Consider the following 24,050-nt stretch of genomic DNA (forward strand, 5'->3'; position numbering starts at 1 on the left):
GATGCCCGAGCTCCCCGAGGTCGAGGTCGTCCGCGCCGGCCTCGAGCGCCACGTCACCGGCGCCACCATCGCCATGGTCGAGGTCCTCCACGACCGTCCCGTCCGACGCCACCCGAGCGGCGCGTCCGGCTTCGCGGCCGCGTTGGCCGGCCGCCGGATCGAAGGCGCGCGACGGCGCGGCAAGTACCTCTGGCTCCCGCTCGACGACGGCAACGCGATCCTCGGCCACCTCGGCATGAGCGGCCAGCTGCTGGTCCAGCCGGTCGACGCGCCCGCCGAGCGACACCTCCGGGTGCGCTTCGCGCTCACCGGCACCGACCACGGCCGCGAGCTGCGCTTCGTCGACCAGCGGATGTTCGGCGGCCTCTCCGTCTCGCTCGACGGCGCCGGCCTGCCGCCCGAGATCGCCCACATCGCCCGCGACCCGCTCGACCCGGAGTTCGACGACGATGCCTTCGTCGCGCGGCTGCGCAGGCGCACCTCCGGCGTGAAGCGCCTGCTGCTCGACCAGGGGCTGATCTCGGGCGTCGGCAACATCTACGCCGACGAGTCGCTGTGGCGGGCCCGCCTGCACGGCGAGCGCCCCGGCGACCGCCTCACCCGCGCCAAGGCCGTCGAGCTGCTCGGCCATGCCCGCGACGTGATGAACGAGGCCCTCGCCCAGGGCGGCACGTCCTTCGACGCGCTCTACGTCAACGTCAACGGTGAGTCGGGCTACTTCGACCGCTCACTGCACGCCTACGGACGCGAGGGCGAGCCCTGCGGCCGCTGCGGTACGCCGATCCGCCGGGTCGCCTTCATGAACCGGTCGTCGTACTACTGCCCGCGCTGTCAGACGGCTCCGCGCTCGGCGAGGACGAGGGCGTAGCCGTGGTGGGCGGGGCCTTGGGCTCCCTGGGCACCCGCACGGTGATCCAGCGCTTGACCGCCGTGTGGGTCGAGGTGCGCAGCACCCGGACCAGCACCCGCACCCGCCCGGTGTACGACGACAGGTCGTAGCTCGCGCCGCCCTGCTCGTCGAGCCGTCGGATCCCGATCCGCACCAGGCGGCCGTCGGCGGCGCGCCGGCTGATCGTGATGGCGTCCCCGGGCCCGGCGCCGACGGCGTGGGCGTCGACGACCGTGCCGTCGGCGCTCAGGGTGAGGATCGGCTGCACCCCGATCCGGCGCTTGCGGGAGAGCAGGGTCCGGTCCGGCTCGGTGTCGCCGTCGGTGTCGACCTCGACCCGGAACCGGTAGGTCGTGGTCTCGAGGAGCGGGCCGGTCGCGAAGATGGCGGTGCCGTCGTGGCCGGTCACGGCGGTGCCGGCGCGGGTCCAGCCGGTCGCGCCGCGGCGCTGGAGCAGGGTGATCTTGGCGCCCTCGACCACCTCGCCGTCGTCGCGCACCAGCCCGGTGACGCTGGCGCGGCCGCCGGTGACGACTCGCCGGGCGGACGTCGTGGCGCCGACGGAGGTCGCGGTCACCGGGGGAGTGGTGGATCCCGTGCTCGAGTCGCCGGTGCCGGGGCTGGTGGGGTCGGTCGAGCCGTCGCTCGACGGCGTGTCGGACCCGGAGAGAGGAGCCGTCGGTGTCGTGGCGGCGGGGTCGGTGGCACCGGCGTCGGGCACGGCCACCGACGCGTCGCCGGTGGCCGAGGAGGGCTCGTCGGGCCGGGCCGACGTGTGTGCGTCAGCTGTGGGCCGCTCGGCCTGTTCGCTCTGCGTGGCGCCGGCCGTGGGGGTGGGGGTGTGCGGGGGCGCCTTGGTCTGCGGCGTCACGGGACGGGCCGGCGGGACGCCGACGCCACCGAACGCGTCGTGGGCCATGGCCTGCACCGAGTGGGGCAGCCGCTGGGTGTAGGCGGCAGCGGCCATGCCGCCGGTGAGGGTGACCGTCGCGAGGAGCGCCGCGCCGCCGACGCCGATGCGCCCGACGATGCGGCTCCCGCGTCCGACCCGGCCACCACGACCGCCGTGGGCAGGGGGATGGCCGGCCGCCCGGAAGGCGGCGACGAACCGTGCCTCGTCGGCCAGCTCGGCCGGCGTACCGGGGGCGCGCAGCGCCCGGACCAGCGCGGAGTCCTCGAACTCCTCCAGGCCGTCGTGCTCCGTGCTCATCTGCTCACCCCCCTCGTGGTCCGGCTCTCATGTGTCTGGGCCAGCTTCTTCAACGCCCGGTGGACGTTGACCGCCACCGTGCCCGGCTTCTTGTCGACGATCGCTGCGACCTCGCTCACCGAGAGGCCGGCCACCACCCGCAGCATCACCATCTCGGCCTGGGCCGCGGGCAAGGTGGCCACCAGGCGGACGGCCGCCTCGGTGTCGACCCGCTCCAGGGCGGCGGCCTCCGCGCTCGGCGCGGTGCCGATGTCGATCACCTCGGCGGTCGGCACGCTCGGCCGCGCGGCGCGGGCCCGGCCGGCGTCGATCGCGCGATGTCGTCCGAGCGTGAAGAGCCAGGCCCGGAACTCCGCCGGTCCGCCGGAGAAGCGGTGCAGGTCGCGTACGACGTGCAGCCAGGTCTCGGCGGCGACGTCCTCGGCGGTGTCGCGCTCACGCACCCGCAGGTAGCGCAGCAGCGGCGGGTGCAGCAGGCGCCAGACCTCGCCGAACGCGCCCTCGTCGCCGTCGAGGGCCCGGGCCAGCGGCTCGCCGAGAGGATCGACGGTGCGCGGGGGCACAGGCGGGGTCAGGACGCCTCCTCGCTCGACGGTCAGGGCACGGACGGCAGCAAGTCTCGAAACGCCCCCGAGCTCGCCCACCGCCATCGATCCTGACACACCACCGTGAGCGGGACGGGCGGTCGATCCATTACATGCCGCGGCGCGTCCGGCCCGTGTAATGCTCCGGCGCCTCGCCCCGCTGTGCTGGGTGTCAGGTTCGACGACACCCAAGGAGTACGAATCATGCACACCAATCTTCGGCGTACGGCGGGCGCACTCGCCCTCGTGACGGGCGGCGCCCTGTGGGCAACGACCGTCGTCTCCGGGACGGCGTACGCCGACGACCCCGCGCAGTGCAACGGCAAGCCTGCGACCATCGTCGGCACGTCGGGCGACGACGTGATGACCGGCACGCCCGGCGACGACGTCGTCTTCCTCGACGCCGGCAACGACAGCTTCAACGGCATGGGCGGCAACGACACCGTCTGCGGCGGTGACGGCGACGACACCATCACCACGGGCGCCGGGAGCGACTGGGTCGACGGGGGCGCTGGGAACGACACCATCAGCGTGCTCGCCGGCAACGACACGGTCCTCGGCGGCGAGGGCAACGACACCATCGTCGGCGGCGACGGCAACGACACGATCGACGGCGGCGACGGCGACGACCGCGTCGACGCGGGCTCGGGCGACGACAAGGTGAGCGTGCTCGCCGGCAACGACGTCGTGTTCGGCGGCGACGGCGACGACACGATCACGGCACAGGTCCCGGTGGCCGACATCCACGCGGGCGCCGGCGACGACATCGTCTACGTCACCTACCTCACGACGACCCTGCGGATGAACGCCGGCGACGACACCGTCGTCTTCGACCGCACCTCGGGCGACCTCAAGGGTGGCAAGGGCGAGGACGCGTTCATCGTGGCCGCGCCGCAGCCCGCGACGGGTGAGCCCGCCGAGCCGGGCCTCAACACGGTCGCCACGTCGCTGGTCAAGGGCGGCTCGGGCGTCGACTCCTTCAGCCTCGCGCCGCTGACCACGCCGGTCCGCGTCGACGTGGCGCTGGGCCTGGCCACCTGGGAGGGCGGCAACAGCGTGCGCCTCAAGGGCCTGCAGTCCTACTCCGGCGGCGCCGGCAACGACACCCTGCTCGGCAGCGACAAGGGCGAGACCATCAAGGGCAAGGCCGGCGACGACGTCGTCCGCGGTCGCGGTGGCAACGACGTCCTCAAGGGCGGCAAGGGCGTGGACGTCGTCTACGGCGGCGCCGGGCGCGACAAGTGCACCGGCGAGGTCCAGCACGGCTGCTGACCCGGTGCTCGGCGCTGAGCACCCCTGAGCGTGCCGGGAGGGCCCGGGTCTCCGGGCCTTCCCCGTTGCGGTGACCCGCGGCCTTCCCGGCACTCGCCCTGGCTCCCTTCCGGGACGCACCCCCAGGTTTGACCGGGCCGTCTCGAAGTGGGACTCTTGGAGACGGCCCCCCACGGGCCGACACCCGTCGAACCGGAAGGCTCAACTTCATGGCCAAGGCGCTGATCGGCCACCTGAACAGCGACCTCCGCGACCCCCGTATCGCCCTCGAGAATGCTCGACTGCGCAACCGGGTCGCTGAGCTGGAGTCCCTCGTCCTCCGCCTCTCCGAGGAGAACGACAAGCTGATGTCGGCCCGCGCGGCCGAGATCCTGACCGGCGACGCGGAGATGCAGCCGGCCTGAGCAGGACTCCGACGACGGACTCCCGTCGTCGCCCCAGGTGCCACCAATCACGGACCACCCCACGCCGCACGCCGGCGCCGGGTGGTCCGAGTGTCTTTTCGCCGTCGGCCGCGCTCCGGGGTGCGGCGATCCGTCGAGCCCGCGGGGTAACGTGAGGCCTGCCGAGCTTCCCCCGCGTCGGAACGACCTTGCCCGACCCCGAAGGGAGACCGCGTGTACCTGAAGAGCCTGACCCTGAAGGGGTTCAAGTCCTTCGCCTCCGCGACCACCCTCCAGCTCGAGCCCGGCATCACCTGCATCGTCGGCCCCAACGGCTCCGGCAAGTCCAATGTCGTCGACGCCCTCGCCTGGGTGATGGGCGAGGCCAGCGCCAAGAGCCTGCGCGGCGGCAAGATGGACGACGTCATCTTCGCCGGCACCTCGGGCCGCCCGCCCCTGGGCCGGGCCGAGGTCGTGCTCACGATCGACAACTCCGACGGCGCGCTGCCGATCGACTACACCGAGGTCACCATCAGCCGGACCATGTTCCGCACCGGTGGCTCCGAGTACGCCATCAACGGCACGACCTGCCGCCTGCTCGACGTCCAGGACCTGCTCAGCGACTCCGGCATCGGCCGCGAGATGCACGTCATCGTCGGCCAGGGCCAGCTCGACCAGATCCTGCACGCCACCCCCGAGGACCGGCGCGGGTTCATCGAGGAGGCAGCGGGTGTCCTCAAGCACCGCAAGCGCAAGGAGAAGGCGCTGCGGAAGCTGGACTCCACCGAGGGCAACCTCAACCGGCTCAACGACCTGCTCAGCGAGATCCGGCGCCAGCTCAAGCCGCTGGGCCGCCAGGCCGAGGTCGCGCGGCGGGCGGCGACGGTGCAGGCCGACGTCCGCGATGCCCGGGCGCGGCTGCTCGCCGACGACCTGGTGACCGCCCGGACCTCTCTGGAGCAGGAGCTCGCCGACGAGAGCGTGCTGCTCGCTCGGCGCGAGGAGGTCGAGACCGGGATCGCGACGGCGCGTGAGCAGGAGGCGACGCTCGAGGCCGCGCTGCGCGAGGACCTGCCGGCCCTCTCGGCCGCGCAGGAGACCCTCGCGTCGCTGACCGCCCTGCGCGAGCGCTTCCGCGGCACCCAGAGCCTGGCCGCCGAGCGGGTGCGCAACGCCGCCGGTGCGCAGGCCGAGGGCGAGCAGGCCGGAGCCGGTCGCGACCCCGACGAGATCGAGGCCGAGGCCGGGCGGCTGGCCGCCCAGGAGGCCGAGATCGCCGCCCGGGTCACCGAGCAGCAGGCCGCGCTCGAGCAGGCCGTCGCCGCCCGGCGCGGCGCCGAGGACGCCGCGGCCAACGAGGAGCGCCGGGTCGCCGGCCTGCTCCGCGCCGCCGCCGACCGCCGCGAGGGCCTGGCCCGGCTGCACGGTCAGGTCAACACGCTGCGCTCGCGCGCCCACGCGGCCGAGGAGGAGATCGGCCGCCTCGAGGCCGCGCGTGCCGGCGCGCTGGCCCGCGCCGAGCGCTCCCAGCGCGACTTCACCGCGCTCGAGACCAAGGTCGCCGGCCTCGACGCCGGCGAGGAGGGCCTCGACGCCGAGCACGAGGCCGCCGTCGCCGCTCTCGACGACATCGAGGAGCGGCTGGTCAAGGTCCGCGAGGAGGCCCAGCAGGCCGACCGCGACAAGGCCGGCCTCAGCGCGCGCAAGGAGGCGCTCGAGCTCGGCCTGGCCCGCAAGGACGGCGCCGGCGCCCTGCTCGCCGCCTCCGACACCATCTCCGGCCTGCTCGGCTCGGTCGCCGCGCTGGTCGCCGTCCGCGGCGGCTACGAGGGCGCCGTCGCCGCCGCCCTCGGCGCGGCCGCCGACGCGGTCGCCGTCACCGACGCCGACACGGCCGTGGCCGCGATCGACCATCTCAAGAGCGACGACCTGGGCCGGGCCGGGATGCTGCTCGGCGGGGGAGCGGCCGAGACCACGGCCGCCTGGCCGGCGCTCCCGCCCGGGACGTCGTACGCCGTCGACGTGGTGGAGTGCCCCGCCCAGATCCGGCCCGCGCTCAACCGGCTGCTGCGCAAGGTCGCGGTCGTCGACGATCTCGACGCCGCCCGCACCCTGGTCGGCGCCCTTGCCGACGTGGTCGCGGTGACCCGCGCCGGCGACCTGCTCGGCGCCCACTTCGCCTCGGGCGGCTCCCACGCCACCCAGAGCCTGATCGAGATCCAGGCCGCCGTCGACGAGGCCGCCGAGGCGCTCACCGAGGCGGTCGCCGATGCCGAGCGGCTCGGCTTCGACCTCGCCCGCCTCGAGAACGAGCGGGTCGAGGGCCGCCAGCGCGTCGACGTGGCCCTCGCCCGGCTCCACGAGTCCGACGCCACCTTGGCCGCTGTGGCCGAGGAGCTCGGCCAGCACGGCTCGCTGGCCCGCGCCGCACGGGCCGAGGCCGAGCGGATGACCGAGGCCATCACCCAGGCCGAGACCTCCCGTGAGCAGGCCCTGGTCGGCCTCGCCGAGCTGGAGCAGCGCCTGGCCACCGCCGAGCAGGACAGCGACGAGGAGCCCGACACCACCGAGCAGGAGCGCCTGGTCGAGGCCACCCGTGCCGCCCGGCAGTCCGAGATGGAGGCCCGCCTGGCGCTGCGCACCTCCGAGGAGCGGGGGCGCGCGCTGCACGGTCGGGTCGACCAGATGCGCAAGGCCGCCGAGTCCGAGCGCCAGGCCCGCGCCCGTGCGGCGCAGCGGCGCACCCGGCTGCTGGCCGAGGGCCGCGCCGGTCAGGCCGTCGCCACCGCCGTCACCTTCGTGCTCGCCCGCCTCGAGGCCTCGATCGCGGAGGCCACCGCCCGCCGGCAGTCGGTCGAGGACTCCCGCCGTGGCCGCGAGCAGGAGCTGATGGTCGTGCGCCAGACCCTGCGCGACCTCGGCAAGGAGCACCAGGACCTGGTCAGCTCGGTCCATCGCGACGAGATGGCCCGCGCCCAGCAGCGGATGCGGATCGAGCAGATCGAGACCAAGGCGCTCGAGGAGCTCGGCCTCGAGCCCGACGGCCTGGTCGCCGACTACGGCCCCGACCAGCCGGTGCCCGTCCTCGAGCCGCCCGTCGAGGAGGAGGCAGACGACGCGGAGCCCCGCACCGTGCCCTACGTCCGCGAGGAGCAGGCCAAGCGCCTCAAGACCGCCCAGAAGGCGCTCGGCATGCTCGGCCGGGTCAACCCGCTCGCGCTGGAGGAGTTCAGCGCCATGGAGGAGCGTCACCAGTTCCTCTCCGAGCAGCTGGAGGACCTGCGCGCCACCCGCAAGGACCTGCTCGACATCGTCAAGGACGTCGACGTGAAGGTGGAGCAGGTCTTCACCGAGGCGTACGCCGACGTCACGAAGGCCTTCGACCACACCTTCGCCCGGCTCTTCCCCGGCGGCGAGGGCCGGCTGGTCCTCACCGACCCGGCCGACATGCTTGCCACCGGCGTCGAGGTCGAGGCCCGGCCCCCCGGCAAGAAGGTCAAGCGCCTCTCCCTGCTCTCCGGCGGCGAGCGCTCCCTGGTCGCCGTGGCCTTCCTGGTCGCCCTGTTCAAGGCCCGGCCCTCGCCGTTCTACATCCTCGACGAGGTCGAGGCCGCCCTCGACGACACCAACCTCGGTCGCCTCCTGGAGATCTACGAGGAGCTGCGCGAGAACTCCCAGCTGCTCGTCATCACCCACCAGAAGCGCACCATGGAGGTCGGCGACGCGCTCTACGGCGTGACGATGCGCGGCGACGGCGTGTCGGCGGTGATCAGCCAGCGGCTGCGGGACGAGTCCGCATGAACCACTCCACGGTGACCCCGGCATGAGCGAGCCCGACCGCGCCCGACCCGACCGGTCGGCGTACCGCGTCTGGCGCACGGCGACCACGCGCTGGTCCGACGACGACGTCTACGGCCACCTCAACAACGCGCGATACTTCGACCTGATCGACACCGCCGTCAACGCCCACCTGCACGACGCCACCGGCACCGACATCCGCCGGCTGCCGGCGATCGGCGTGGTCGCCGAGGTCACCTGCCGCTACTTCGCCGAGATGGGCTACCCCCGCCCGATCGACCTCGGACTGGCCGTGGAGCGGCTCGGGACGTCGTCGGTCGTCTACCGGGTCGGCCTCTTCCAGGGTGCCCCCGAGGGGGAGGGCGCGCTCGCCTGCGCGGAGGGCCGGTTCGTCCACGTGTACGTCGACGACACCGACCCCGCCCGGCCCACCACGCCGGTGCCCGACCTCATCCGCGAGGTGCTCGCGCCGCTGGTGCGGGAACGGTGAGGCTGCTGCGCCGGACCTGGTGGACCACGCGCCACGCCGCCTGGTCGTCGACCGGGCCGACGAGCCGGTCCCGGCAGCGCCGGTAGCGGTCGACGTCGTCGGCGGTGGGCGCGCCGAGCGCCCGGTCGAGGGCCTCGGGCAGGTCCGCACCGGAGCGCACCACCGGTCCGGGCGCCTCGTCACTCGCCCCGTCGCCGAGGGTGACGACGGGGTCGCCGGTGACGAGACGCTCGGCGAGGAGCTGGGCGTCGTCGGTCACGAGCAGGTCGGCAGCGCGCAGGAGCACCTCGATCGCCGGGTGGCGGCGCACCGTCAGCAGCAGGGGGTCGAGCTCGGCGAGACGATGTGCGTCGGCGTTGGTGCGCACCCCGAGCGCGACGTGGCAGCGCTCGGCCCACGCGCCCAGCGCCGCGATCTCGGCCGGACCGAGGCCGGCGGGCGCCGTACCGCTGGTCGTCAGCCACAGCACGAGGCGACGGCTGTCGAGCTCGGCGCGCACGGACGAGAGTGCCGCACGCAGGTCGTCGGGCAGGTCGGCCTCGGGACGCAGCAGGAAGGCGTGCCGAGGCTGCCCGGTCGGCCACACCTCGACCGGCATGCCGTCGTCCTCGCGGGTCGTCTCGTCGGCGCGGGTGTCACGTCCGCGGCCTGTGACGACGACGTGCCGTCGGGCGCGGGGTGCGCGCGGCGGGGGGAGGGGCGAGAGCAGATGCTTGGCCTCGCGGGCGGCGTCGGGGACGGGGAGCCCGTCGCCGACGTCGATCACCCGGTGCTGGTCCAGCACCAGCTGCCAGGGGAACGCCAGGTCCACGCTGTGGCGCACGAACACCTGGCCGCAGCGGACGAGATGCTCCTGGCCGGCCCGGCTGGCGAGCGGCAGCACGACGACGTTCTCGCCGGGCAGGTCCAGCTCGCGGGACCGCGTGAGCACGACCTTCCGGATCGACGGGTCGTATCGGACCTCCTCGAAGATGGCGCGCTCGTTGCCGGTCAGGGTCTGCTCGGTCGTCGAGACGGGAAATGCCCACCAGTGGTCGAACCGCGGCGTGACCCGGTCCTCGGCCGGCAGCTCGACCCGGTTGAGCAGCCACAGGTAGTCGACGAAGCCGTTGGGCAGCGTCCGGATCCGAGACGTCCGGGCGAGCTTGTCGGCGGGGGCGACCCGCAGCAGGTTGCGCTCGAACAGCGCGACCGGCGCGTCCGGGACGTGCTCGAGGATCCGCTCCTGCCAGCGCCCGAGGTCGGCGGTGAACGTGTTCTCGCCGATGAAGTTCCGCTTGAGGAGCGGGAACCCCTGGGCCACGAGGTCGAAGAAGTCGGCGGAGTAGAGCGGATGGAAGGGGTACAGCGCCGGGACCAGGGTGTCGTAGTCGAAGCCGGCGTTGATCAGGTAGTCGCTGATCCCGATCTCGTACTTGAGGATCACCAGGTCCTTGTGCCTCTGACGAACCACCGCGCCGAGCCGCCGGCGGAAGCCGGGGTCCATGAGCACGGGCCTCCGGAAGCCGACGAGGTAGGAGCTGAGGTGGGTCCGGTAGTGCGGGTTCCACCGGTCCCGCTCGGTCCGCAGGGTCTTGGCCTGCGCCAGCGGGATCGGCTCGGTGTGTCCCTCGGCGCGGGCGAAGTCGCGCTTGGTGACCTGCATGCCCCACCAGTCGGCGGAGCTGGCGTCCAGGTGGGCGAAGGTGTCGTCGAGGCTGCGCAGCAGGTAGCAGCTGTCGTTGGCGAACAGCATCTCGTCGTACTGCTCGATGGTCTCCCAGCCGACCAGCTCGGTCGCCAGCATCGCGTACGAGCCGAAGTCGTAGCGGCCATGGGGGATCGCCCAGGCACCCGCGGTGATCCCGGCCAGCCGGTCCAGCTCGGCACGGGCCATCGCGCCGTCGGCCAGGTAGTAGACGTCGGCGTGGCGGCTGAGCTCGCGCACGTACTCCACGACGTAGTCGTCGACGACGCCGTCGACGTCGAAGGCCGCGAAGAGGCAGACGCGTCGTGGCCGGTCCGACCTGTCCGGTCTGTCAGTCGACCGGCGCGGGGGCGCCGGTGCGGTGGCGAGCCCGGCCCGCTGCCCGACCAGCAGGTGGAACAACAGCGGGTTGATGTCGTCGCGGGTGGGATCGAGATGCTCGCACCAGTACCACCACACGTCGAAGTCGACGCGTGGGCTGAGCAGCCAGCGCCAGCCGATGCGGCAGAAGTGCTCGATCGGGCCCATCCGCTCGTCCCGGAGCACCTTCAGGTCGTGGTTGGCGCGCGCGTAGGCCTGCGGATCCATCGTGCCGGCGCGGCGGATCAGCTCGATCTCGCACGCGACGAGCGCCTCGGCACTCGGTGTGGCGTCCGTGTCGGAGGCAGGGGGCAGCCCGGAGTCGAGGACGCGGGCGAGCAGCGCGTCGGCGGCGTCCGCGTCCTGGCGCGCCTGGACCTCCCACGCGGCCACCAACGACCGCCAGGACTGCCTGAACTGCTCCAGCGTGAGGGTGGGTCGTGTCATGGGTGGTCGGCGGCGACCGAGCGCAGGTGGTGCAGCAGCGGGTTGTCCGTCGCGGACATCTCGCGGTGCTGACGTCGGTAGGAGCGGGTGTTGAAGGCGGGCCCGGGGTCCCGGTCGCTTCCGGCGCCGTGACGCAGGTAGTGCAGGGCCGGGCTGATCCCGCTGGCCGCGGCCCCGGGATAGCGACGCAGGTACCACGGGCCGTCGAAGAGCTCCGAGGCCTCGATCAGCGCCACATCGGCGCGCTCGGCCCTGGTCGGCGCATCGGGGAACACCCAGCGACGCAGTGAGCCCACCCACAGGCGGCTCCGCTCGCGCTTGCGCAACCCGTCCGCGGCCGCGACCGCCAGCCGGGTCAGCCGTTCCTCGGCCTGCCCGGCCGTGGCGAGCAGCTCGCGGTCGGCCTCCTGCTGCTGACGCAGGGCCGCCAGCTCGAGCCGGGACGTCGAGAGGTCCTCGCGGAGCCGGGCGAGCTCGCGCCCGCTGTCGGCAAGGATCTCCGGCTCCACCGTCTGCTGCCCTCTTCGTCGCCTCGCTGTCGGTCGCTCGACGCTAGCACCAGCGTGGCTCTCCGCGAGAACGGGCGCGCGCGGCCCGGACGGCGTCGCGGCTTGGGGGCGCCGCGTACGATCGGAGACACCGTTTGCCCGGAACGATCCCTGCTCGGAGGAGTCGAAGGTGCTGTTCGTTGCGCTTGGCGTTGTGCTGAGTCTTGCCGTGTCGGCGCTCGTCGCGGTCTATGTCGCCTATCCGCAGCGCGGGGAGCAGATGCCCGTCGTCCCGTGGCTGGGCGACGCCCTGGGCCGTGCCGTCGACTCGGCGCCCGTGCTGGCCGACGACGAGCGCGACCTGCAGCGCCTGGGCTGACCTGAGCGGGTTCCCCACCCGTCGTTTCGGCCCCGGCCGGGCGGCGTGATGGGATGAGCGCATGCAGGATTGGCTCTACCTCGTCATCGGGATCGCCGTCGTCGGCGTCCTCGCGATCCTCGGCTTCGTCGGGACCCGGGCGCGCCGCGCGCCGCGTGTGCCCGAGGCGACCACGGACGTCATCGTCCCGCCGGCCACCACCGTCGAGACGGCAGCGCCCGAGGCGCCTCCGATCGAGGACACCGCGGTCCAGGCGCCGGAGGTCGAGGAGCCGGAGGCCGAGACCCCGGGGGTCGAGGAGCCCGCCGCACCGACCCTGGAGACACCGGAGAAGCCGGCCTCGCGCCTGGTCCGGCTGCGCCAGCGGCTGGCGGGCTCCAACGCGCTGGGCCGCGGCCTGCTCGGCCTGCTCAGCCGCGAGAAGCTCGACGAGGACACCTGGGAGGCGATCGAGGACCTGCTCCTCGCCGCCGACATCGGGGTCGCGCCCACCCAGGAGCTCGTCGAGCGGCTCCGCACCCGCCTGCGGGTCGAGGGCGGCCAGGCGCCCGACGCACGCGCGGTGCTCCGTGAGGAGCTGATCAACCTGGTCGACCCGGCCATGGACCGCTCGCTGCGGGTCAGCGGCGAGGGCGAGGCCCCCGGCGTCGTCCTGGTCGTCGGCGTCAACGGAACCGGCAAGACCACCACCGTCGGCAAGCTGGCCCGGATCCTGGTCGCCGACGACCGCACGGCGCTCCTCGCCGCGGCCGACACCTTCCGCGCCGCCGCGACCGAGCAGCTGGCCACCTGGGGCGAGCGGGTCGGCGTCGAGGTGGTGCGCGGTCCCGAGGCCGGCGACCCGGCCAGCGTGGCGTTCGACGCTGTCAAGCAGGGCGTGGACCGCGGGGTGGACACCGTCGTGGTCGACACCGCGGGCCGGCTGCAGAACAAGCAGGGTCTGATGGACGAGCTCGGCAAGGTCAAGCGGGTCATCGAGAAGCAGGCGCCGGTCACCGAGGTGCTGCTCGTGCTCGACGCCACCACCGGCCAGAACGGCCTGATCCAGGCCAAGGTGTTCTCCGAGGTCGTCGACGTGACCGGCATCGTGCTCACCAAGCTCGACGGCTCCGCGAAGGGCGGCATCGTGGTCGCGGTGCAGCGCCAGCTCGGCGTACCGGTCAAGCTGGTCGGCCTCGGCGAGGGGCCCGACGACCTGGCGCCGTTCGACGCGGCCGCCTTCGTCGACGCGCTGCTGGGCTGAGTCCGGGCGCCGCGGGGTTCATCACGCCGTAACCGACCGGCCCGACCCGTAACCGGGCTGAAACATCGGGCGGCCGGCCCCGAAACGTCGGCCCCCGATCGTTCGGTTCATGGAAAACGGCTACTACACCTGGATGTTGGTGTCGGCCTCGCTCGTCCTCCTGATGACTGCCCCGGGCCTGGCGCTCTTCTACGGCGGCATGAGCCGGACCAAGTCGGTGCTCAACATGATGATGATGTCCTTCAGCGCCCTCGGCGTGGTGGGCATCGTGTACGCCCTGTGGGGCTGGTCGATGTCGTACAGCACGACCTTCGCCACCGCCGACGGCGCGACGGGCAAGGAGATCGGCAAGCTCTTCTCCAACCCGTTCACGCAGTTCGGGCTCGAGAGCACCGATCCCGCGAACTACGTCTTCGTCGCCTTCCAGCTGACCTTCGCGGTGATCACCGCGGCGCTGATCAGCGGTGCGGTGGCCGACCGGATGAAGTTCTCGGCGTGGCTGGTGTTCCTGCCGATCTGGGTGACGCTGTCGTACTTCCCGCTGGCGCACATGGTGTGGGGCGGCGGGTTCCTCAGCGGCGTGGAGGGCGGCCTGGCCGATCTGCTCTTCTCCGGCGACGGCGGCGCCGAGGTGGCGCCGATCGACTACGCCGGCGGCACCGTGGTCCACATCAACGCCGGTGTCGCGGGCCTGGTCCTCGCGCTGCTGCTCGGCCGCCGGCTCGGCTTCGGCAAGGAGCCGATGAAGCCGCACAACCTGACCCTGACCATGATCGGCGCCGGCCTGCTCTGGTTCGGCTGGTTCGGCTTCAACGTCGGCTCGATCGTCAACCTGGACGACTACACGACCGAGACCGGCCTGGTCTGGCTCAACACCACGCTCGCCACCTGCGCCGCGATGATGGGCTGGCTGCTCGTCGAGAAGCTCCGCGACGGGCACGCCACCTCCCTCGGCGCCGCCTCCGGCGTCGTGGCCGGCCTGGTCGCGATCACGCCGTCCTGCGGCAACCTGGTGCCGTGGAGCGCCATCGTGCTCGGCCTCGTCGCCGGCGGCATCTGCGCCCTCGCCGTCGGCCTCAAGTACCGGTTCGGGTACGACGACTCGCTCGACGTCGTCGGTGTCCACCTCGTCGGCGGCCTGGTCGGCACCATCGGCGTCGGCTTCCTCGCCTCCAACGACGGTGGCCTGCTCACCGGTGGCGGCGCCCAGCAGTTGGTCGTCCAGGTCGTGGTCGTGGTGTTCGCGATGGTCTGGTCCGCGATCGCCACCCTGGTCGTGGGTCTCGGGATCCGAGCCGCGATCGGCCTGCGGCTCCCGGAGGAGGACGAGGTCGACGGGATCGACTTCGCCGAGCACGGCGAGGCCGCCTACGATCTCACCACCGGCGGCGGTGCCGCTCGTCGTACCTCGCTCCTGAGCACGTCCACCCCTTCGGAGGTAAGCGCATGAAGCTGGTCACCGCGGTCATCAAGCCGCACAAGTGGGAGGACGTCCGTGAGGCGCTCGAGGCCTTCGGCGTCACGGGGATGACGGTCAGCGAGGTCAGCGGCTACGGCCGGCAGAAGGGCCACACCGAGGTCTACCGAGGCGCGGAGTACGACATCGCGCTGGTCCCCAAGATCCGGATCGAGATCGTCGTCGACGACGCCGACGCGGCCGACATCGTCGGGATCATCACCAAGACGGCCCACACCGGCCGGATCGGTGACGGCAAGGTCTGGGTGAGCCCGGTCGAGTCCGTGGTGCGGGTCCGCACCGGCGACACCGACACCGCCGCGCTCTGACTCCCAGCGCAACGTCATTCGTTCCGTGGGCGATCGCCCACGGAACGAATGACGTTGTGTTGCGGCACCGGCTTCACCCGCGCGTAACCGGTGCCGGGAGACGCGTTACACGTGCGAAACAAAGTCCCCGCACAGTGTCGGGGTGCCCGATCTGCTCCTCGTCACCGCCGCCGCACCTGCCTCGGCGGCCGGTGACACCGCCTGGCTCCTCGCCGCGGCCGCCCTGGTCCTGCTGATGGCGCCGGGCCTGGCCTTCTTCTACGGCGGCATGGTCCGCTCCAAGAGCGTCCTCAACATGATGATGATGGTCTTCGGGGCCCTCGCGGTCGTCATGGTGGTGTGGGTCCTCGTCGGGTACTCGGTGGCCTTCGGCGACGGCCTCGGCGGCGGGCTGGTCGGCGACCCGACCCAGTTCCTCGGGTTCAAGGGGATGCTCGAGGCCGACCCCGACGCGTCGTACCCGATCACCCTGTTCGCCGCCTTCCAGGGCCTGTTCGCGGTCATCACGGTGGGTCTGATCGCCGGCGCGATCGCCGACCGCACCCGGTTCGGGACCTGGCTGCTGTTCGCGGCGCTGTGGACCGTGCTGGTCTATGCCCCGGTCGCGCACTGGATCTTCGGCGGCGGCTGGATGGCCGGGCGGCTGGGCGCCCTCGACTTCGCCGGAGGTACGGCGGTCGAGATCAACTCCGGCGCCGCGGGACTCGCCGCGGCGCTCGTGCTGGGACGCCGGGTGGGCTTCGGGCGCGACCCGATGAAGCCGCACAACCTGACCCTGGTGATGGTCGGCGCGGGCCTGCTGTGGTTCGGTTGGTTCGGCTTCAACGCCGGCTCCGCGCTCGCGGCCGACAACACCGCGGCGATCGTCTTCGTCAACACGCTGCTCGCCGGCTGCACCGGGCTGCTGGCCTGGCTCGGCGTGGAGCGCTTCCGCGACGGCCACGCCACCTCCTTCGGCGCCGCGTCCGGCGTGGTGGCCGGTCTGGTCGCGATCACGCCGTCCTGCGGCTCGGTCACCCCGTTCGGCGCGATGCTCGTCGGCGTCGCGGCCGGCTCGATCTGCGCGCTGGCCGTCGGGCTCAAGTACACCTTCAAGTACGACGACTCCCTCGACGTCGTCGGCGTCCACCTCGTCGGCGGCCTGGTCGGCACGATCCTCATCGGCCTGCTGGCGTCGTCCTCGGTGACCGGCGTCGACGGCCTGCTCTACGGCGGGGGAGTCGACCAGCTCGGCAGGCAGCTGGTCGCGGCCGGCGTGACCCTCGTGTTCTCCTTCACCATGACCGCGCTGCTGGTGTGGGTGCTGGAGCGGACCGTCGGCTTCCGGGTCGACGCGGAGCACGAGGTGGCCGGCGTCGACCTGGCCATCCACGCCGAGACCGCCTACGACCTGCACACCGCCACCGGCGGTGCCCGCCCCCACTTCGGCCACGGCCAGGGATGACCGCAGCCGAGCGGGCCGCCCGGACCGAGGCGGCCGACGCCCTGTGCCTGGGTGCGTACGACGCCGCGGGCGGCCCTGACACCGGCGTCGCCCTGGTGGCGGTCGGCGGCTACGGGCGGGCCGAGCTGGCGCCCCACTCTGACCTGGACGTGGTGCTCGTGGCCGACGAGGGCGTCGACGAGGAGCGCTGGCACGAGCTGGCGAGCAAGGTCTGGTACCCGCTGTGGGACTCGGGGGAGAACCTCGACCACGCGGTCCGTACGCTGCCGGAGATGCTCGCGGCGGCCGAGGACGACGTGCGGGTGGCGTCCGGGCTGCTCGACGTGCGCCACATCGCCGGTGACCACAGCCTGGCACTGCGGCTGCGGACCACCACGCTCGCCCACTGGCGGCGCCAGGCCCGTGAGCGGCTGCCGGAGCTGCGTGAGCTGGTGCGCAGCCGGCACCGGCTGGTCGGCGAGCTCGCCCACCTCTCGCTGCCCGACCTCAAGGAGGCCGAGGGCGGGCTGCGCGACGCGACCGTGCTCAAGAGCCTCACCGCGACCTGGCTGGTCGACGTCCCGGCGGCCGACCTGGAGCGCTGCCGCCAGCAGCTGCTCGACGTCCGCGACCTGCTGCACGCCGCAGCCGGCCGGGCCTCCGACCGGATCGCCCCCGAGCACTGGGGTCCGCTCGCCGAGGCCCTCGGGCTGTCCGACGAGGCATCCGCGCAGCGCTACGTGCGCGAGCTCGGGCGACGGGTGACCCACCTGTCGCGGCTGGCCTGGCGCCGTGCCGACGACGCCGTACGACGCACCCCGGCGGCCCGGCCGCGGCGCCCGGAGCTGGAGCGGGTGGCGCCCGGCGTCGCGCTCTCGCGGGGCGAGATCGTGCTCCAGGCCGGCGTGAAGCCGGCCGCTGACCCGGTGCTGCTGCTCCGTGCGGCCGCGGAGGCGGCGGTGCGCGACGTCGTGCTCGCGCCGCCGACCGCGGCCCGGCTGGTCCGCGAGTGCCCGCCGCTGCCCGAGCCGTGGCCGGAGGAGGCACGCCGGCAGCTGGTGCGGCTGCTCGCGGCCGGGCCCGGGCTGCTGCCGGTGTGGGAGACGCTCGACGAGACCGGCGCCCTGGACCGGATCCTGCCGGAGTGGGAGCGGATCCGGCTGCTGCCGCACGCCTCGACCATCCACCGCTTCACCGTCGACCGGCATGTCATCGAGACCTGCGTCGAGGCGGCCGCGCTGATCCGCGACGTGTCGCGGCCCGACGTGCTCGTCGTGGCCGCGCTGCTCCACGACATCGGCAAGGGCGAGCTGACCGAGCACAGCGTGGCCGGCGCCCCGATCGCGCGCGCGATCGCCACCCGGATGGGCTTCGAGCCCCGCGAGGTCGAGCTGATCGCTCTGCTGGTGCGCTGGCACCTGCTGCTCGCCGACATCGCCACCACGCGCGACCCCGACGACCCGGCCACCATCGACACCCTCCTCGAGCACGTCGACGGCCCCGACGAGCTGGCCCTGCTGACCGCGCTCACCGAGGCCGACGCGAAGGCGGCCTCGCCCAAGGCCTGGTCGTCGTGGCGGGCCGGCCTGGTCCTCGACCTGTCCCGCCGGGCCCGGGCCGCTCTGGAGCGGGGGAGTGCGCCACCGGCGTTCACGGTCGAGGAGGTCCCGGTCCCGCCCGGCGTCGTCGACGGCGACGTCTCGATCGTCGTGGAGCCGGTGGTCGACGGCTCGCGGGTCACGGTCGTGGCCCAGGACCGGGTCGGCCTGCTCGCCGACGTCGCCGCGGTGTTCGCGCTGCGCCGGGTGACCGTGCGCGCCGCCCGGCTGTGGTCGCAGGGGGAGTTCGCCGTCTCGATCTGGGACGTCGCCGAGAGCAGCCTCGACCCCGGTGCCCTCGGCGACCAGCTGGACGCGGTGACCTCGCGTCGGGTGGACCCCGCCGCCCGGCTGGCGGCACGGCAGGTGCCCGGCGAGCTGGATCCGGCGGTCGTCGTTCGCCCGGAGGCGAGCGATCACGCGACCGTGATCGAGGTCCGGGCGGCCGACCGCCTCGGCGTGGTCCACCTCGTCAGCGCGGCGCTGGCGGCCCTCGACATGACGGTCCGTTCCGCGCACATCTCCACCCTGGGACCGCAGGCCGTGGACGTGTTCTACGTCCAGGAGGTCGCCGCGGGCGCACTGTCCGAGACCCGGGCGGCCGCGGCCGCCCATGCGGTACGCCGGGCGGTCGGCGGGGCCGGCGTACCTTCGCCACGCCCGCGCTGAGGTCGACCCGGACCGGTCATGCCCGTCGGCGAGTCATCTAGAGTGGAACCTGGCCGTTTTCCGTCTCCCTCGAGGACTCGCTCTTGTTCGCCACACTGTCCGACCGCCTCGCCGCGACCTTCAAGAACCTCCGCGGCAAGGGCCGGCTCTCCGAGGCCGACATCGACGCGACCGCCCGGGAGATCCGGATCGCGCTGCTCGAGGCCGATGTCGCGCTCCCGGTCGTCAAGGAGTTCGTCGCCGCGGTCAAGGAGCGCGCCCGGGGCGAGGAGGTCAGCCAGGCGCTGAACCCGGCCCAGCAGGTCGTCAAGATCGTCAACGACGAGCTGGTCGCGATCCTCGGTGGCGAGACCCGCCGGCTGCGCTACGCCAAGTCCGGCCCGACGGTCATCATGCTCGCCGGCCTGCAGGGCGCCGGCAAGACCACGCTCGCCGCCAAGCTCGCGCTGTGGCTCAAGGAGCAGGGCAAGACCCCGATGCTGGTGGCCTGCGACCTGCAGCGTCCCAACGCCGTCCAGCAGCTCCAGGTCAACGGCGAGAAGGTCGGCGTACCCGTCTATGCGCCCGAGCCGGGCAACGGCGTCGGCGACCCGGTCTCCGTGGCCAGGGCCTCGATCGAGGAGGCCAAGCGCAAGCTCCACGACGTCGTCATCGTCGACACCGCGGGTCGCCTCGGCGTCGACGCGGAGATGATGGGCCAGGCCGCCGCGATCCGCGACGTCGTGCAGCCCGACGAGGTGCTCTTCGTCGTCGACGCGATGATCGGTCAGGACGCGCTGATCACCGCGCAGGCCTTCCTCGACGGCGTCGGGTACGACGGCGTCGTCCTCACCAAGCTCGACGGCGACGCCCGCGGTGGCGCCGCGCTGTCCATCCGCCAGGTCACCGGCAAGCCGGTCATGTTCGCCTCCTCGGGCGAGAAGATGACCGACTTCGACGTCTTCCACCCCGATCGGATGGCCTCGCGCATCCTGGACATGGGCGACGTCCTCACCCTGATCGAGCAGGCCGAGAAGGCCTTCGACCAGGACGAGGCCCTCAAGGCCGCCGAGAAGCTCACCCAGGGCGACTTCACCCTCGACGACTTCCTCGCCCAGATGCAGCAGCTCAAGAAGCTGGGCTCGATGCAGAAGATCCTCGGGATGCTGCCCGGCATGGGCCAGATCCGCGAGCAGCTCGAGAACTTCGACGATCGCGAGATCGACCGGATCGAGGCGATCATCCGCTCGATGACGCCCGCCGAGCGCGCCAACCCCAAGCTGATCGACGGCTCGCGCCGGGCCCGCATCGCCAAGGGCTCGGGCCGCTCCGTCTCCGACGTCAACGGCCTCGTCGACCGCTTCTTCGAGGCGCGCAAGATGATGATGCAGATGGCCCGCGGTGGCGGGATGCCCGGGATGCCGGGCATGCCCGGCATGGGCGGCCCCGGGGGCGGGAAGCGGGTCAGCGCCAAGCAGAAGGCGAAGCAGGCCAAGGGCAAGGGCGCGCGCCGCTCCGGCAACCCGGCCAAGGCGGCGCAGGAGGCCGCGGCCGCCAAGGCCAAGGCCGCCGAGGCGAAGCCGAACCCGTTCGGCATCGGCCAGGACATCGACTACGAGGCGGCGGCCGAGAACCTGCAGCTGCCGAAGGACTTCTCCAAGTTCCTCAAGTGAGGGCCGGCGAGCCGAAACCGAGTAGGTCAGGAGACGAGATGTCCTCCACGCTCATCGTCGACGGGGCGAACGTCGTCGGCGCGCGTCCGGACGGCTGGTGGAAGGACCGGTCGGGCGCCGCGGCCCGCCTCCACGAGCAGCTCCTTGTCGCCGACATCGAGTACGACGTCGTGGTCCTGGTCCTCGAGGGTCAGGCCAAGGGAGGCGTACGCGCGGGCCGCGACGCCCATGTCCGCACCGTGCATGCGCCCAAGGACGGCGACGCCACGATCCTCGCGGAGGCCCGCAAGGCGGCCGAGAGCACCGGTCGGGTCGTGGTGGTCACGGCCGACCGGGCGCTCGACGCGCGCGTGCATGGGGTCGGGGCGACGACGCTCTCGCCGACCTGGCTGCTCTCGCGGCTCTGATGCGGCGCCCGGTAGCGTCGGCCACGTGAGTGCGCTGCGGTTCTCCGGTCCGGTCCTGCCCGACGGCGAGACGCGGGAGGTGTACGTCGTCGACGGCCGGATCAGCTACGAGCGCCCGGCCGGGCTGGCGGGTGCCGAGAGCGCCGGCGAGGGCTGGATCGTGCCGGGCCTGGTCGACGCCCACAACCATCTCGGCCTCGAGGACGGGGGAGCGGTCGACGACGCCGAGATCGAGCGGACGGCCATCGCGGACCGCGACAACGGCGTGCTGCTCACCCGCGACTGCGGCTCGCCGGCCGACACCCGCTGGGTCCACGAGCGCGAGGACCTGCCGCGGCTGATCCGCTGCGGGCGCCACGTCGCCCGCACCCGCCGCTACCTGCGCGGCTACGGCGTCGAGGTCGAGCCCGACGGCCTGGTCGCGACCGTGGCGGAGCAGGCGCTCGACGGCGACGGCTGGGTGAAGCTGGTCGGCGACTGGATCTCTCGCGAGGAGGGCGACCTGATGCCGTCCTTCCCCGCCGACGCGGTCATCGCCGCGATCGAGGTCGCCCACGCCCAGGGGGCGAAGGTGACCGCCCACTGCTTCGGGGCCGACTCGATCGCCCCGCTGCTGGCTGCCGGCATCGACTGCATCGAGCACGGCACCGGGCTCACGAGCGCGCACATCGAGCAGATGGTCGCCGGCGGTGTCGCGCTGGTCCCGACCGTGCTGCAGACCGACAAGTTCCCGGAGTTCGTCTCCGCCGCGCGGGACAGGTTCCCGGCGTACAGCACCACCATGGAGTCGCTGCACGCCCGCCGGCGCGCGGTCCTGATGGATGCGTACGACGCCGGGGTGGCGCTCTACGTCGGCAGCGACGGCGGCGGGTCGGCGCGCCACGGCGTGCTCCACGAGGAGATCCTGGCGATGGCGGCGATGGGCCTGCCCAACGAGTACGTCCTCGGCGCCGCCTCGTGGCGCGGCCGGGCCTGGCTCGGCTGGAACCCGGGCCTCGACGAGGGCGACCCGGCGGACTTCGTGATCTACCCGCGCAACCCGGTCGAGGATCTCTCGGTGCTCATCGAGCCGTCGCGCGTCGTCCTGCGAGGTCGGGTCGTGGCCTGATTTCGGTCCGGCCGCCGAGCCGTGGCAGACTGTCCGACTGAGTTCTGCGACGTCCGGTCCCTCTCAACCGGTGGTGGCAGGACCCGTCCGAGTCCGGGCGCCGGTGTTCCCCACCTGGCCGTCCTGGCTCACCCACCACCAGTTCTCAAGGAGACACCACAAACGTGGCCGTCAAGATTCGTCTGAAGCGCCTGGGCAAGGTCCGGGTCCCGCAGTACCGCATCGTCATCGTCGACTCGCGCAAGAAGCGCGACGGCGCGGTGATCGAGGAGATCGGCAAGTACCACCCCAAGGAGGACCCGTCGTACATCGACGTCGTCTCCGAGCGGGCGCAGTACTGGCTCGGCGTCGGCGCGCAGCCGTCCGAGGCCGTCGAGGCCATCCTCAAGATCACCGGTGACTGGCAGAAGTTCAAGGGCGTCGGCGGCGCCGAGGGCACCCTCAAGGTCAAGGAGCCCAAGCGCGACAAGCTCGAGATCTTCAACGAGGCCCTCAAGGAGGCCGCCAGCGAGCCGAAGGCCTCGGCGACCACCGCGAAGAAGAAGGCCGAGAAGAAGGCCGACAAGGTCGAGGAGAAGGTCGAGGAGGCGCCCGCCGCGGAGACCGCCGAGACCCCGGCCGCCGAGAACGCCGAGGCCTGAGCCGATGCTGGCCGACGCGCTGGAGCACCTCGTCCGCGGAGTGGTCGACCACCCCGACGACGTGGTCGTGCGCGACAAGCAGCTGCGCCGCGGCTCGGTGCTCGAGGTCCGGGTCCACCCCGACGACCTCGGCAAGGTGATCGGTCGCAGCGGTCGCACGGCGACCGCCTTCCGCACCGTGATCTCCGCGATCGCCGGGAACAGCGGCACTCGGATCGACTTCGTCGACACCGACCGCCGCTGAGCTGAACAGTCCGAGCGACCCCGCACCGATGTGCGGGGTCGCTCGCATCTCCGGGAGAATGCCCACATGGAATCGCTCGAGGTCGTCGTCGGCCGGATCGGCAAGCCGCACGGCATCCGCGGTGAGGTGACCGTCGACGTGCGCACCGACGAGCCCGAGCGCCGGTACGCCGACGGCGCGGTGCTCCAGGTCGAGGCGCCGCGCGGCTCCGCGTTCGCCGCCCGCACCCTCACCGTGAGCCGCACCCGCTGGCATCAGGGCGTGCTCCTCGCCAGCTTCGAGGAGCTGCCCGACCGCACGGCCGCGGAGTCGGCGCGCGGCGCGGTGCTGCGCGCCGTCGTACCCGCTCACGAGAGCCCGGAGGACCCCGACGAGTTCTACGACCACCAGCTGGTCGGCCTCGCCGCCTACGACCTCGCCGGCACGCACCTCGGCGAGGTGGTCGGCCTGACCCACGGCGCCCAGGACCTGCTCCGGATCTCGACCCCGGACCGCCGGGAGGCACTGGTGCCGTTCGTGAGCGCGCTGGTGCCCGAGGTCGACCTCGCCGGAGGCCGTGTCGTCATCGCCGACCGGCCCGGCCTGGTCACGCCCTTCCCCGACGACGGGGACGACGCGTGAGGCTCGACTACCTCACCATCTTCCCCGACTTCTTCGCGCCCCTGGAGCTCTCGCTGCCGGGCAAGGCGGCGGCGAGCGGGCTGCTGGAGCTCGGCGTCCACGACCTGCGGCGGTGGACCCACGACCGGCACCGCACCGTCGACGACACGCCGTACGGCGGCGGCGCCGGCATGGTGATGAGGCCCGAGCCGTGGGGTGAGGCGTTCGACGAGCTGCTCACGCCCGGCACGACCGTCGTCTTCACGACCCCGTCGGGGGAGCGGTTCGACCAGCGGCTGGCCGAGGAGCTCGCCACCCGCGAGCGCCTGGTCTTCGCGTGCGGGCGCTACGAGGGCATCGACCAGCGGGTGATCGACCACGCGCGCGAGGTCGCGGAGGTGCGCGAGATCAGCCTCGGCGACTACGTCCTCAACGGCGGCGAGGTGGCGGCCCTGGCGATCACCGAGGCCGTGGTCCGGCTGCTGCCGGGCTTCATGGGCAACGCCGCGTCGCTGGTGGAGGAGTCGCACGCCGAGGGTGGGCTGCTGGAGTACCCCGTCTACACCAAGCCGCCGCAGTGGCGCGGCCACGACGTGCCCGCCGTGCTGCGCTCGGGCGACCACGGCAAGATCGCGGCCTGGCGCCACGAGCAGGCCCTACGACGCACCGCCGAGCGCCGCCCCGACCTGCTCG

21 protein-coding genes and 1 pseudogene are annotated in these 24,050 nt (G+C 73.0%); 18 read left to right on the forward strand and 4 right to left on the reverse strand.

Annotated features, from left to right (window positions below):
* Position 1: 1 nt before the first annotated feature.
* Positions 2-868 (forward strand): bifunctional DNA-formamidopyrimidine glycosylase/DNA-(apurinic or apyrimidinic site) lyase, encoded by an 867-nt coding sequence (gene mutM, locus ACUP6Y_RS07660; protein ID WP_462555197.1) that lies wholly within the window; start codon positions 2-4, stop codon positions 866-868.
* Here mutM and ACUP6Y_RS07665 read toward each other — a convergent pair.
* On the reverse strand, positions 798-2,099 hold the full coding sequence (locus ACUP6Y_RS07665) for a hypothetical protein (RefSeq protein ID WP_462555198.1): 1,302 nt from the start codon (positions 2,097-2,099) through the stop codon (positions 798-800). The genes mutM and ACUP6Y_RS07665 overlap by 71 nt on opposite strands.
* Entirely contained in the window at positions 2,096-2,662 is a 567-nt protein-coding gene (locus tag ACUP6Y_RS07670) for an RNA polymerase sigma factor (protein WP_462555199.1), read from the reverse strand. Before ACUP6Y_RS07670 ends, ACUP6Y_RS07665 begins: the two co-directional genes overlap by 4 nt.
* 225 nt (positions 2,663-2,887) lie before the next feature.
* On the opposite strand from ACUP6Y_RS07670, the gene ACUP6Y_RS07675 reads away from it, so the two are divergent.
* The 4 genes from ACUP6Y_RS07675 to ACUP6Y_RS07690 all read left to right on the forward strand — a co-directional run bounded on the left by ACUP6Y_RS07675 (position 2,888) and on the right by ACUP6Y_RS07690 (position 8,626).
* Positions 2,888-3,955 carry a calcium-binding protein gene (locus tag ACUP6Y_RS07675; RefSeq protein ID WP_462555200.1) on the forward strand — a complete coding sequence of 356 codons (1,068 nt, stop codon included), beginning with the start codon at positions 2,888-2,890 and terminating at the stop codon, positions 3,953-3,955.
* A 209-nt stretch (positions 3,956-4,164) separates the two neighbouring features.
* The gene (locus tag ACUP6Y_RS07680) at positions 4,165-4,359 is read left to right on the forward strand and encodes a hypothetical protein (protein WP_141799620.1); all 195 of its coding nucleotides are present in this window, start codon (positions 4,165-4,167) and stop codon (positions 4,357-4,359) included.
* Positions 4,360-4,572: 213 nt separating this feature from the next.
* Positions 4,573-8,139, forward strand: coding sequence for a chromosome segregation protein SMC (gene smc / locus ACUP6Y_RS07685; protein WP_462555201.1), 3,567 nt, complete (start codon positions 4,573-4,575; stop codon positions 8,137-8,139).
* Positions 8,140-8,161: 22 nt separating this feature from the next.
* Positions 8,162-8,626 carry an acyl-CoA thioesterase gene (locus tag ACUP6Y_RS07690; RefSeq protein WP_462555202.1) on the forward strand — a complete coding sequence of 155 codons (465 nt, stop codon included), beginning with the start codon at positions 8,162-8,164 and terminating at the stop codon, positions 8,624-8,626.
* Here ACUP6Y_RS07690 and ACUP6Y_RS07695 read toward each other — a convergent pair.
* Positions 8,586-11,120 carry a rhamnan synthesis F family protein gene (locus ACUP6Y_RS07695; protein ID WP_462555203.1) on the reverse strand — a complete coding sequence of 845 codons (2,535 nt, stop codon included), beginning with the start codon at positions 11,118-11,120 and terminating at the stop codon, positions 8,586-8,588. The two genes, ACUP6Y_RS07690 and ACUP6Y_RS07695, sit on opposite strands and share 41 nt — an antisense overlap.
* Positions 11,117-11,629: a hypothetical protein gene (locus ACUP6Y_RS07700; protein ID WP_462555204.1), complete on the reverse strand. Its 513-nt coding sequence runs from the start codon at positions 11,627-11,629 to the stop codon at positions 11,117-11,119. Before ACUP6Y_RS07700 ends, ACUP6Y_RS07695 begins: the two co-directional genes overlap by 4 nt.
* A gap of 169 nt (positions 11,630-11,798) precedes the next feature.
* On the opposite strand from ACUP6Y_RS07700, the gene ACUP6Y_RS07705 reads away from it, so the two are divergent.
* The 13 genes and pseudogenes from ACUP6Y_RS07705 to trmD all read left to right on the forward strand — a co-directional run.
* Positions 11,799-11,987 carry a hypothetical protein gene (locus ACUP6Y_RS07705; protein WP_462555205.1) on the forward strand — a complete coding sequence of 63 codons (189 nt, stop codon included), beginning with the start codon at positions 11,799-11,801 and terminating at the stop codon, positions 11,985-11,987.
* 61 nt (positions 11,988-12,048) lie between these two features.
* Positions 12,049-13,230 (forward strand): signal recognition particle-docking protein FtsY, encoded by a 1,182-nt coding sequence (gene ftsY / locus ACUP6Y_RS07710; protein ID WP_462555206.1) that lies wholly within the window; start codon positions 12,049-12,051, stop codon positions 13,228-13,230.
* Positions 13,231-13,339: 109 nt separating this feature from the next.
* Positions 13,340-14,680 (forward strand): ammonium transporter, encoded by a 1,341-nt coding sequence (locus tag ACUP6Y_RS07715; protein WP_462555207.1) that lies wholly within the window; start codon positions 13,340-13,342, stop codon positions 14,678-14,680.
* Positions 14,677-15,015: a P-II family nitrogen regulator gene (locus ACUP6Y_RS07720; RefSeq protein ID WP_141799615.1), complete on the forward strand. Its 339-nt coding sequence runs from the start codon at positions 14,677-14,679 to the stop codon at positions 15,013-15,015. Before ACUP6Y_RS07715 ends, ACUP6Y_RS07720 begins: the two co-directional genes overlap by 4 nt.
* A 142-nt stretch (positions 15,016-15,157) precedes the next feature.
* On the forward strand, positions 15,158-16,459 hold the full coding sequence (locus ACUP6Y_RS07725) for an ammonium transporter (RefSeq protein WP_462555208.1): 1,302 nt from the start codon (positions 15,158-15,160) through the stop codon (positions 16,457-16,459).
* On the forward strand, positions 16,456-18,705 hold the full coding sequence (locus ACUP6Y_RS07730; RefSeq protein ID WP_462555209.1) for a [protein-PII] uridylyltransferase: 2,250 nt from the start codon (positions 16,456-16,458) through the stop codon (positions 18,703-18,705). Before ACUP6Y_RS07725 ends, ACUP6Y_RS07730 begins: the two co-directional genes overlap by 4 nt.
* 83 nt (positions 18,706-18,788) lie before the next feature.
* Positions 18,789-20,357, forward strand: coding sequence for a signal recognition particle protein (gene ffh / locus ACUP6Y_RS07735; protein WP_462555210.1), 1,569 nt, complete (start codon positions 18,789-18,791; stop codon positions 20,355-20,357).
* Positions 20,358-20,395: 38 nt separating this feature from the next.
* Positions 20,396-20,764 carry an NYN domain-containing protein gene (locus tag ACUP6Y_RS07740; protein ID WP_462555211.1) on the forward strand — a complete coding sequence of 123 codons (369 nt, stop codon included), beginning with the start codon at positions 20,396-20,398 and terminating at the stop codon, positions 20,762-20,764.
* A gap of 25 nt (positions 20,765-20,789) precedes the next feature.
* On the forward strand, positions 20,790-21,872 hold the full coding sequence (locus ACUP6Y_RS07745; protein ID WP_462555212.1) for an amidohydrolase family protein: 1,083 nt from the start codon (positions 20,790-20,792) through the stop codon (positions 21,870-21,872).
* 164 nt (positions 21,873-22,036) lie between these two features.
* Entirely contained in the window at positions 22,037-22,513 is a 477-nt protein-coding gene (rpsP, locus tag ACUP6Y_RS07750; RefSeq protein ID WP_462555213.1) for a 30S ribosomal protein S16, read from the forward strand.
* Between the two features lie 4 nt (positions 22,514-22,517).
* Positions 22,518-22,757, forward strand: a complete 240-nt coding sequence (locus tag ACUP6Y_RS07755) for an RNA-binding protein (RefSeq protein ID WP_308086155.1) — start codon at positions 22,518-22,520, stop codon at positions 22,755-22,757.
* Between the two features lie 66 nt (positions 22,758-22,823).
* The gene (gene rimM / locus ACUP6Y_RS07760; protein WP_462555214.1) at positions 22,824-23,378 is read left to right on the forward strand and encodes a ribosome maturation factor RimM; all 555 of its coding nucleotides are present in this window, start codon (positions 22,824-22,826) and stop codon (positions 23,376-23,378) included.
* A pseudogene (gene trmD, locus ACUP6Y_RS07765) lies at positions 23,375-24,046 on the forward strand (tRNA (guanosine(37)-N1)-methyltransferase TrmD); the annotation flags it as partial. The gene rimM and the pseudogene trmD, both read left to right, overlap by 4 nt.
* Positions 24,047-24,050 lie beyond the last annotated feature (4 nt).

The organism is Nocardioides sp. S5-5, from assembly GCF_054954065.1.